Genomic DNA, 9,457 nt, shown 5'->3' with positions numbered 1-9,457 from the left:
TCAACACTCACTTCATGCTGACCAGCGAAATGCCCCACGGCGGCGTGAAGCATTCCGGCTACGGCAAGGACATGTCCATGTACGGGCTGGAGGACTACACCGCCGTGCGCCATGTGATGTTCAAGCATTAACGATCCGGCCCAGTGGTTCTTGTGGGGGCGACTTCAGTCGCCAAGCAGGCCGCAGGCCTGCCCTGGAACCCCCAAGGGGCAGCTGCGCTGCCCTCAGCGAATGAATTCGCCCCCACAATGAATACGGCCCTGGCCCCGGTGGCGAAACTGGCGCAGCACATCCACCAAGGGTCGACTAGGCTCCAGATGCGCACGCATTCATCGGTGCCAACCGAAGCGATCCAAACCACCAGGAGAATAACAATGCGAAAAACCCTGCTTGGTTTCCGTCTCATCCTGATCGGCGTCCTGGCCGATCTGGCCCACGCCTCAGCCTGAGCCTCACCTCAAGCAAGCCCCTCCGGTACAGCAGCCCTCCGCCAATTCGGCTGAGGGCTTTACCCATTGCTCAGAGGAACATCCCGCCCGATGCCTCGATCCGCTGGCCATTGATCCAGCGGCCGGCATCCGAGAGCAGCATGGCCACCGCCGCCCCGATGTCTTCCGGCTGGCCGACACGCCCCAGCGCGGTGTTGCCCGCGATGAAGGCATTCACCTCCGCGTTGTCGCGCACCACGCCACCGCCAAAGTCGGTCTCGATGGCCCCCGGAGCCAGCACGTTCACCGCAATGCCGCGTGCGCCCAGCTCCTTGGCCTGGTAGCGGGTAAGCACTTCTATTCCGCCCTTCATCGCCGCGTAGGCCGCGTAGCCCGGCAAGGCAAAGCGTGTCAGGCCCGTGGAGACATTGAGGATGCGCCCACCGTCGGCGATCAGCGGCAGCAACCTCTGGGTCAGGAAGAACGGGCCCTTCAGCTGGACGTTCACCAGTTGGTCGAACTGCTCCTCGGTGGTTTCGGTAAAGCTGGCATGGATGCCAATGCCGGCGTTGTTCACCAGGAAATCGAAGGTGTCGCGGCCGAATTCGTTCTTCAGCAACCGACCAAGGGTCGCAACAAAGGTGTCGAAGGTAGCGCTCTTGCTGACGTCCAGCTGGAGCATGGCCGCGTGGCCACCGAGGTCGATGATCTCCCGACTCAGGGACTCCGCGTCCTCCAGCTTGCTGTGGTAGGTGCCGATGATGTCGATGCCCTGGGCGGCCAGGTGCTGCGCCATGCTTTTGCCGAGGCCACGGCTGGCGCCAGTGATAAGTGCGAGCTTGCGGATCATGGTCGTGCTCCTGGTTGCCGGGTGGAAGGAGACGCCGCAGGGTGAAGTCGGCGCTAAAGGAAACCTTCGTACGGGTACACGAGGTGTCAAGTTTGCCGCCGATCATCGGCAGAAGCTGGCTGGCTCGCGAACACGCACGGCACAGCCAACCCTGTATCGGTGAATGAGGTACTGCGACACTGTCGCGCCGAATGCCCAGGAACGCTGAGCGACCGCCCTGCATGCGCGGGACCTGGAAAGCCGTTGAGCCCGACCCGAGCCGCTATCGCTCGGGCCGGACAACAGCGACCGACTATCGATCGGGTGTGCGCGGATCCCACAGCAGCCGCTGCGAATCCTCCGCGTAGCGCATCCCTTCGGGGAAGCTGACCAGTTCTAGCTGCAAGCCCCAGGGCGCGAGGAAATAAACCCAGGTAAGCCCCGCCGCCGGCCCGTCCGTGAAGGTCGAGGGGGTATCCAGCACCTGCACACCTCGAGACTTCAGGTACGCCACCGCCGCCTCCATGTCATCGACGTAGAACGCAAGATGGTGTCCGCCAATATCGCTGTTGCGCGGCAAGCGCTGGTTCTGGTCTGGCGCTGTGTACTCGAATATCTCCAGGTTGGTGCCATTGCCGCAGCGAACCATCTGAAAGTCCCGGATGGTTGCTCGTGGATGCACATTGAGGTGGCGCTCCATCCAATCGTCCTCGAAACGGAACTCGCCGAACCGGAAATACGGCTCGCAGCCCAGTACATCGACGAAGAAGGCAACGGCTTCAGCCAGGTTCGGCACGGTGATCCCGATATGCTGCATACCGCGCATGCCAGGCAGCTTGTCGTTCGAACGGCAATGGTGAGTCATAAAGCTCTCCAGACGAATTGTTGTTGTAGAGATTGAGCAGCGCACGGCGCCGCCCTTGCTCTCCAGCACAACCAATGCCACTCGCCAAACTATTGATTTTGTTGAGGTTACCTCTCCATCACGTCCACCAACCTGTAAAGGCGCTGACAGGTGTAAAGCGCTTTGGACACGCCCGGATCGCGGCTGAAGTCCCGATATCACGTACTTCTGGGAACTGGCCCGGTTGTTGCTGAGAACCCCATGAATCCCTTTAACCCATCGGAGAAACATGTGGAGTCTCAACACACGACCGCGAAGCCGGACAAGGACGAAATCGGCGTGAAGCTACGCGGCGCCGAGAAGGTGGCGCGCATTCCGGTGAAGATCATTCCCACCGAGGATGTACCGCGCAAACCCGACTGGATCCGCGTGGAAATCGCGGCCTCGCCCGAGGTGTCGCGCATCAAGCAACTGCTGCGCAACCACCTGCCGGTGCAGCGCTTCGTGCATCCGGACACCTTCACCTGGTTCGCCGAGCAGGGCGCCGAGATGGGCTTCAAGAACGTCGCCGCAGGCCCCTTGGTACGTTCCTCGTACCATGCCGACCAGCAGGCTCATAGGCAGACAGGCGCCTTATCCCTATAGAAGAGACATGCATGGGCATCTTTGACTGGAAACACTGGGCGGTGATTCTGCTGGTGGTGTTGGTTCTGTTTGGCGGCAAGCGCCTGCGGCACTTGGGCTCCGACCTGGGAGAGGCAATCAAAGGCTTCCGCAGGTCCGTGGAGGACGCCACGGAACGCCACCTTCCATCCGAAGAGGACCGACCTTGAGCATTGGCCAGGTCGTGCCGCCCTGAAAACACGCCAGAAACACTTCAGCCCACCGGCGAGTTCGATCGTGGGCTGAAGCAGCGCGCCGCCCGGCCTACTCCTGGGGGCTCACAGGCAGACAGTCAGAGCAACTGAGCCTGTGAGCCAGCCAACCGCAATCAGATCGCGAGACGCGCCTGGCTTTTCCCCGCACCCGCCGGCGGTAGCCAGGACTCCCGAGGCGTACCGAAGCAGCTCCCAAGGCTGGCTGTCTCCGACCAGACCGACGTTACCCACTCATCCAGAGCCACATGGCTCGTCGCGCGGCAGCGTTGGTCCAGGCCGCAGCCCTGGTAGAAGCGGTTGACCACATCGACCATGGTCTCCCGCTCGTCTTCCAGCAGGATCGCCCCGTGGACCAGCACCTCCAGGCGACCATCGGCCGCCCGCCGGCGCCAGCGCTGGGCGGTGCCCACCAGCTTGCGCCGGCCGAGCGTGACGTTGAAGCGACCATCGCAGAAAGCACCCGGCACCTCGCCCAGACCAGGGACCAGGCCCAGCTCGCGCAACCATTGGCAGATCGGCTCGCAGAGGCCCAGATAGGCATTTTCTATCCGCGCCTGCTCGTCGTCTTCCACCGGCAGCGCATAGGCCAGGGCTACGTTGAGGACCGCCGGTGACTGCGGCACTGGCTCGCCGCCGGTATCGCGCAGGGCGATAGGCCATCCGAGGGCCGCGCAGCCGATGTCCGCCACCAGAAAACCCGGCAATCGGCTAAACCGACGCGGCATCACCAGCGCGCGATCGGAGGGGCGCCAGAACAGCAGCCCCCGCTCCTCCTCCCCGGCATGCACGGCATCCAGCAACTGTCGCTCGGCCTCCAGACCGGCTTCGACGCTGAGCCGCCAGATCGGGCTCATGGCAGCTCGTCTCCTTCGAGCCGCCGGCACAGGTCGTCTAGGAACTCCGCCGCCGGCGCGCCATTCACCGCGCGATGGTCGAAGGTCAGCGACAGGCCGATGAACTCGCGCTCCACCAGCGAACCATCCGCCTCACGCTGCAACCGCCGCTGAGTGCCGCCGATGCCGATGATGGCCACCTGCGGCACGTTGAGGATCGGCGTGAAGAAGCGCACTCGCGACAGCCCCAGGTTGGACACAGTGACGGTGGCCCCGGTCAGTTCCTTGACCGAGAGCTTTCCCGCCTGGGCCTTCTCGACCAAGGCCCGACGCGCTCTGGCCAGGCCCTCCAGATCGAGTTGGTCGGCATCGAACAGCGCCGGGGCCACTAGCAGGTCATCCGGCAGCGGGATGGCCAGGCCCAGATGAACCGCCGCGTGGCGGGTGATCAGGTTGTCCTGCAAGGTGGCGTTGAGGTCCGGGTGGGCCTTCAGCGTGGCGACGATCTCGTGCAGCAGCAGGTCCTGCAACGAGGCCTGGCTGCCCGCCGCCTTCAGGCGCGCACGGCGGGCCTGGAGGGCGGTGAGTTCGCACTCGGCGTGGTGGGTGAGCTGCGCGGCGGTCTGCAGGCTCTCGCTCATCTTCGCCGCGATCATCTTGCGCATGCCCTTGAGCGGCAGCGTGCTGTTTTCGGCTGCCTGCGGCGTTTGCATCTGTCCCATGGGTCACTCCACTTGGGCGATGGTCGCGCCCTTGGCGACCACCGCGTCTTCTTCCTCGAGGATTTTCAGCACGCCGGCTGCCGGGGCTTCGATCTCGAACTGGGCCTTCTCGGACATGATCTCGGCGACCAGGTCGCCCTGGGCGACTTCAGCACCATCACTGACCAGCCAGGAGGTGATCACCGCTTCGGCGTCACCTTCCCAGAGGTCATCGGCAATCACGATTGGGGTCGACATGGTTTACTCCTCGTTCTTCAGGTTCTGGTAGGCCGCGACGATCTTCGCGGCGGATGGCAGCGCCCACTGCTCCATGGGCGGCGTGAAGGGAATCGGGATATCGGGGAAGGCCACCCGCTGCGGGCGTGCCTTGAGCATGCCGATGTCGTGCTCGACGACGCTGGCGATGATTTCGCCGCTGACGCCGAAGCTGTGGTAGTCCTCGTCGACGACGATCAGGCGGCCGGTCTTGCGCACCGAAGCGATGACGTGTTCGCGATCCAGCGGTACCAGGCTGCGCAGGTCCACCACCTCGGCACTGACGCCCTGCTGTTCCAGCTGCTGGGCGGCACGCAGCGCATGGTGCACACCTGCGCCGAGGCTGACGATGCTGACGTCGCGGCCTTCGCGCACCGTCTTCGCCTTGCCGATCTCCACGGTGTACGGATCCTCGGGCACGGCCACGGTGGCGCCCTTCTCGGTGCCCAGCCAGCCCATGCCTTGCAGGGCCTTGTGGAACAGGTAGATCACCGGGTTGTCGTCGCGGATGGCGGCGGTCATCAGCCCCTTGGCGTCGTAAGCGTTGCTCGGCACCACTACCTTCATGCCCGGAAGATGGGCGAAGGTACCGTAGAGGCACTGCGAGTGCTGCCCGGCATCGGAATAGCCGGCGCCGGTGGAGGCCATCAGCACCATCGGCACGTTGACCTTGCCGCCGGAGAAGTAGGTGTTCTTCGCCATCAGGTTGTAGATGGCGTCCATGCACACGCCGAAGAAGTCGACGAACATCAGCTCGACGATCGGCCGCATGCCATCGGAGGCCGCACCCACGGCGGCGCCGATGAAGGCGGTTTCGGAGATCGGCGTATCACGGATGCGCTCACCGCCGAACTCTTCATGAAGCCCGCGGGTATTGCCGAACACCCCGCCAAGCTGGCCGATGTCCTCGCCCATCACGAAGACGCTCGGGTCGAGGCGCATTTCCTGGGCCACCGCTTCGGCCATGGCGCGGGCGATGGTGAGTTTGCGTTCTTTCACTGGGCTGCTCATGTTGCTGCTCCTGAATTCGGATTGGGGCCGTGGGGCTCAGACGAAGACAAAGTCGAGGGCCTCTTCCGGCGCCGGGTAGTCGCTGTCGCGGGCAAAGCGCACCGCAGCGTCGACCCGGCCACGGGCGCACTCGTCAATGCCGGCGGCGGTGATTTCGTCCAACACGCCCAGTTCCAGCAGACGCTGGCGGTACGCGGGGATCGGATCTTTCTGCAGCAAGGCTTCCTTCTCGCCAGCCGGGCGGTAGGTTTCGCCGTCGCCCATGAAGTGGCCGGCCAGGCGGTGGGTTTCGATCTCGATCAGGCTCGGCCCTTCACCGGCACGGGCACGGGCGATGGCCTCACCCGCTGCGGCGAAGATGGCGTCGGCGTCATTGCCGGGGACGAACACTCCGGGCATGCCGTAGGCCGCCGCGCGCAGGTAGTTGCGCTCGATGGCGGTGGAAGACTGCTTGGCCACGGAGATGCCCCAGGCGTTGTCCTCGATGACGAAGACCACCGGCAGCTTCCACAGTGCGGCCAGGTTCAACGTCTCGTGGAAGGCGCCCTGATTCGCCGCGCCTTCGCCGATGTAGGCCACGGCGACGCCGGGCTTTCCTTGCATCTGCCGCGACAGTGCCGCGCCCACCGCTGGGCCCATGCCCTGGGCAATGATGCCGGAGCAGCAGAAATTCACCCGTGGGTCGAACAGGTGCATGTGGCCGCCCCGGCCGCCGGAGAGGCCGGTCTTCTTGCCGAAGATTTCGGCGACCATTGCGTCCAGGTCGACGCCCTTGGCGACGGCGACGTGGTGTGGTCGGTGGGTGGCGGTGACGATGTCCTCAGCCGTCAGGTGGGCGCAGACGCCCACGGCGCAAGGCTCCTGGCCGTTGGACAGGTGCATCTCGCCGGGGATCGGCCCGTTGGCCATGTTGAAGACCGGGGTCTTGCCTTCCATGTAGATGCGCTCGATGGACTCTTCCAGGTAGCGGCTGACGAGCATCTGCTCGAACATCCAGAGTCGCTGCGCGTTGCTCGGTACGGTCATGGGATCGGCTCCTTGTGGGGATCAGATAGCGCGCTGGTTGAGCAGCGAGCCGATGTGTTCGGCCTGGCGCAAGGCCAGGGCGACGATGGTCAGGGTCGGGTTCTGCCCGCCGCTGGTGGTGAACTGGCTGCCGTCGGAGACGAACAGGTTGGGGATGTCATGGCTCTGGCCCCACTTGTTCACCACGCCGTCGGCGGCCTTGGCGCTCATGCGGTTGGTGCCCATGTTGTGGCTGGCCGGGTAGGACGGAAGGCGGATGACCTCGGTGGCGCCGACCGCCTCATAGCACTTGCGGGTCTGCTCCACGCCGTGGTCGCGCATGGCGTTATCGAAGGCGTGGTCGTCCTTGTGCACCACCGGGATGGGCAGGCCGTACTGGTCCTTCTCGGTGCCATGGAGGGTGATGCGGTTGCTCTCCATGGGCAGGTCCTCGCCGCACAACCACACGCCGGACATGTGGTCGTAGCGCTCCATCTTCGCGGTGAAGCCACGGCCCCAGCCCTGCGGGGTCGGGTCGAGGAAGGCGGACATGAACGGCAGGCCGAGGGAGAGGATTTCCAGCCGGTAGCCGCCGACGAAGCCGCGCGAGGTGTTGTTGTAGGACTCGTCGGAGATGATCCCGGCGCAGGTGGTGCCGCGGTACATGTGCACCGGCTTGGGCATCACCGCGTAGATGCCGGCGGTGGTGTGGCACATGTAGTTGCGCCCGACCTGGCCGGAGGAGTTGGCCAGGCCGTCCTTGAACATCGACGACTCGGAGTTGAGCAGCAGGCGCGGAGACTCGATGGAATTGCCGGCCACGCACACCACCCGCGCCTTCTGCCGCTGCTGGCGACCCTGGGCGTCGGCGTAGACCACCGCGCTGACCCTGCCACGGGCGTCGTGCTCGATGCGCAGCGCCATGCTCTGCGGGCGCACCTCGCAATTGCCAGTGGCCTCGGCGCGGGGGATGTCGGTGTAGAGCGTCGACCACTTGGCGCCGATGCGGCAGCCCTGCATGCAGAAGCCGATCTGCATGCATCCGGGCCGGCCGTCGTAAGGCTGGGTGTTGATCGCCATCGGCCCGGACTGGATTTCCTTGTAGCCGACGCGCTGGGCGCCGGTGGCCAGGACCTTGAAGGAGTTGTGCCACTGGTGGTACGGCATGCCGGTGCTCGAGCCGGTCACGCCCATGTGCTGCTCGGCCTTGACGTACCAGGGCTCCAGTTCCTCATAGCTGAGCGGCCAGTCGAGCATGTTGGCGCCCTTGATATCGCCGTTCTCGGTGCGCATGCGGAATTCGAAATCGCGAAAGCGCAGGGCTACGCCCGCCCAGTGCACGGAACTGCCGCCGACCGCCTTGACGATCCAGGCCGGCAGGTTCGGGTGGTTGCGGGCCACGTCCCAGCCACCGGTGGCGATGCGTTTGTCGAGCCAGGAGATCTTGTTGAACATGGCCCATTCATCGTTCTCGATGTCGGACATCTCATAGCGCTTGCCGGCCTCTAGCACCACGGTGCGGATGCCTTGCCGGGCCAGGGCATGGGCCAGGGTGCCGCCACCGGCGCCCGAGCCGATGATGACGACGACGTCGCCGTCGTCCTGAGAGAATTTCGCTGCCATGGGGTTAACCCTCATTGTTGGAATAGGTGGAGCTGCGAAGAAGGACGGTTCAGAGCCAGTCGATGTCGTTGAAGCCGCGCGCGAGGTAGCCGCCCTTCTCCACCGAGGAGCCCTCGTAGCCGAACAGCGGGAACAGCGCGGTGTTGTCGTAGAGGCCGAACATCAGCGCGCTACGCACTTCGCGGAAGAACGGGCCGGTCTCGATCTCACGCAGCAGCGCGACACGGTCGTCCTCGCTGGCAATCGCCTCGAAAGCCTTGCCATGGCGTTCGCGAGCACGGGCCTGGAGGGCCTTCAGGCCGTCCTTGATCAACTTCGGCTGCTTGCCGACCAGTTCGGCCAGCGGCGTGGCGTAATGCATGTCGCCCAAGCGGTCGTGGGGGTAGATATCGCGGCCCATGCACAGCAGGCCGGCAGGCAGGTCGGGCAACGCCTCGTTGGCAAGCAGGGTGACGGGGATCAACTGGCTGGTGACGGCGGTGGCACCCAGCACCAGCAGGGACTGGCCCGACAGGCTGATGAAGCGCCTGCGGCTGAGGGAGGCGCCCAGGGGAGGTGAGTCATGCATGGCAGAGCTCCAGGCTATTGCCGGCACAGCTGCAAGGTGGGGACAGGTGTGACCAGCGTTCGTTGTTATCGTTTGCGGGGCCTTTTTCGGCCCCTCGATAGCCAGGGAGCAGCTTGCGTGCCAATTGCACGAAATTAATTCAAGCTTTTGTTTTATATACGTTTTTTATTCTTATAAAACGAAGTACAGGTTAGTTGGAGGCTTTTCTGTAAAGGGTCCGCCTTTACAGGTGTAATGAGGGGAGCAAAGGCTTTACACCTGTCCGGCCCTTCGCGAGCAAGCTCGCTCCTACAACGGAACCTGTGTCCCTCGACGGCCCCTGTAGGAGCCAGCTTGAACTGGTCAAGTAATTCTGGACACCAGTTAAGGCTTCACGCCGCCAGCCTTTCCATCGCAACTGGCGACCGATACCCGTTATAGCTATGGAGCCTGGCGGTGTTGTAGCGCGTGACGTAGCGCTG

At 64.2% G+C, this 9,457-nt stretch carries 11 protein-coding genes and 2 pseudogenes; 4 read left to right on the top strand and 9 right to left on the bottom strand.

Going from position 1 to position 9,457, the window contains the following annotated elements; translation table 11 throughout:
- Positions 1-131 (top strand): aldehyde dehydrogenase family protein (locus J7302_RS26015; protein WP_215378444.1); only part of this gene is annotated, 131 nt, incomplete at its 5' end.
- 388 nt (positions 132-519) lie between these two features.
- Here J7302_RS26015 and J7302_RS26010 read toward each other — a convergent pair.
- Positions 520-1,278, bottom strand: coding sequence for an SDR family NAD(P)-dependent oxidoreductase (locus J7302_RS26010; protein WP_215381693.1), 759 nt, complete (start codon positions 1,276-1,278; stop codon positions 520-522).
- Between the two features lie 292 nt (positions 1,279-1,570).
- Positions 1,571-2,191 (bottom strand): VOC family protein, encoded by a 621-nt coding sequence (locus J7302_RS26005; protein WP_349814479.1) that lies wholly within the window; start codon positions 2,189-2,191, stop codon positions 1,571-1,573.
- A gap of 171 nt (positions 2,192-2,362) precedes the next feature.
- Here J7302_RS26005 and J7302_RS27220 point away from each other — a divergent pair.
- The 3 genes and pseudogenes from J7302_RS27220 to tatA form a co-directional block, all read left to right on the top strand.
- Positions 2,363-2,587 (top strand): annotated as a pseudogene (locus tag J7302_RS27220) (hypothetical protein); the annotation flags it as partial.
- Positions 2,579-2,746, top strand: a pseudogene (locus J7302_RS27215) (hypothetical protein); the annotation flags it as partial. The pseudogenes J7302_RS27220 and J7302_RS27215, both read left to right, overlap by 9 nt.
- An 11-nt stretch (positions 2,747-2,757) precedes the next feature.
- Entirely contained in the window at positions 2,758-2,934 is a 177-nt protein-coding gene (gene tatA, locus J7302_RS25995) for a twin-arginine translocase TatA/TatE family subunit (RefSeq protein WP_215381690.1), read from the top strand.
- Positions 2,935-3,092: 158 nt separating this feature from the next.
- Here tatA and J7302_RS25990 read toward each other — a convergent pair whose 3' ends face one another.
- The 7 genes from J7302_RS25990 to J7302_RS25960 are packed head-to-tail and all read right to left on the bottom strand — an operon-like array spanning position 3,093 to position 8,996.
- A complete protein-coding gene (locus tag J7302_RS25990) occupies positions 3,093-3,833 on the bottom strand; it encodes a lipoate--protein ligase family protein (protein ID WP_251702285.1) in 741 nt (246 codons plus the stop codon).
- Positions 3,830-4,534 (bottom strand): 2-oxo acid dehydrogenase subunit E2, encoded by a 705-nt coding sequence (locus tag J7302_RS25985; protein ID WP_215381687.1) that lies wholly within the window; start codon positions 4,532-4,534, stop codon positions 3,830-3,832. Before J7302_RS25985 ends, J7302_RS25990 begins: the two co-directional genes overlap by 4 nt.
- A 3-nt stretch (positions 4,535-4,537) precedes the next feature.
- The gene (locus J7302_RS25980; protein WP_215381685.1) at positions 4,538-4,771 is read right to left on the bottom strand and encodes a lipoyl domain-containing protein; all 234 of its coding nucleotides are present in this window, start codon (positions 4,769-4,771) and stop codon (positions 4,538-4,540) included.
- A 3-nt stretch (positions 4,772-4,774) separates the two neighbouring features.
- A complete protein-coding gene (locus J7302_RS25975) occupies positions 4,775-5,800 on the bottom strand; it encodes an alpha-ketoacid dehydrogenase subunit beta (RefSeq protein ID WP_215381682.1) in 1,026 nt (341 codons plus the stop codon).
- A 36-nt stretch (positions 5,801-5,836) separates the two neighbouring features.
- Complete coding sequence (locus J7302_RS25970) at positions 5,837-6,826, bottom strand: thiamine pyrophosphate-dependent dehydrogenase E1 component subunit alpha (protein ID WP_215381679.1); 990 nt, start codon at positions 6,824-6,826, stop codon at positions 5,837-5,839.
- Between the two features lie 21 nt (positions 6,827-6,847).
- Positions 6,848-8,428, bottom strand: a complete 1,581-nt coding sequence (locus J7302_RS25965) for a GMC family oxidoreductase (RefSeq protein ID WP_215381676.1) — start codon at positions 8,426-8,428, stop codon at positions 6,848-6,850.
- 49 nt (positions 8,429-8,477) lie between these two features.
- Positions 8,478-8,996: a gluconate 2-dehydrogenase subunit 3 family protein gene (locus J7302_RS25960; protein ID WP_215381673.1), complete on the bottom strand. Its 519-nt coding sequence runs from the start codon at positions 8,994-8,996 to the stop codon at positions 8,478-8,480.
- Between the last annotated feature and the right edge of the window lie 461 nt (positions 8,997-9,457).

The sequence above is a fragment of the Metapseudomonas boanensis genome (genome assembly GCF_018704125.1).
Lineage (GTDB): Bacteria > Pseudomonadota > Gammaproteobacteria > Pseudomonadales > Pseudomonadaceae > Metapseudomonas > Metapseudomonas boanensis.
Note: the sequence above shows the minus strand (reverse complement) of the source record. Positions and strands in the feature narration are given on the sequence as shown.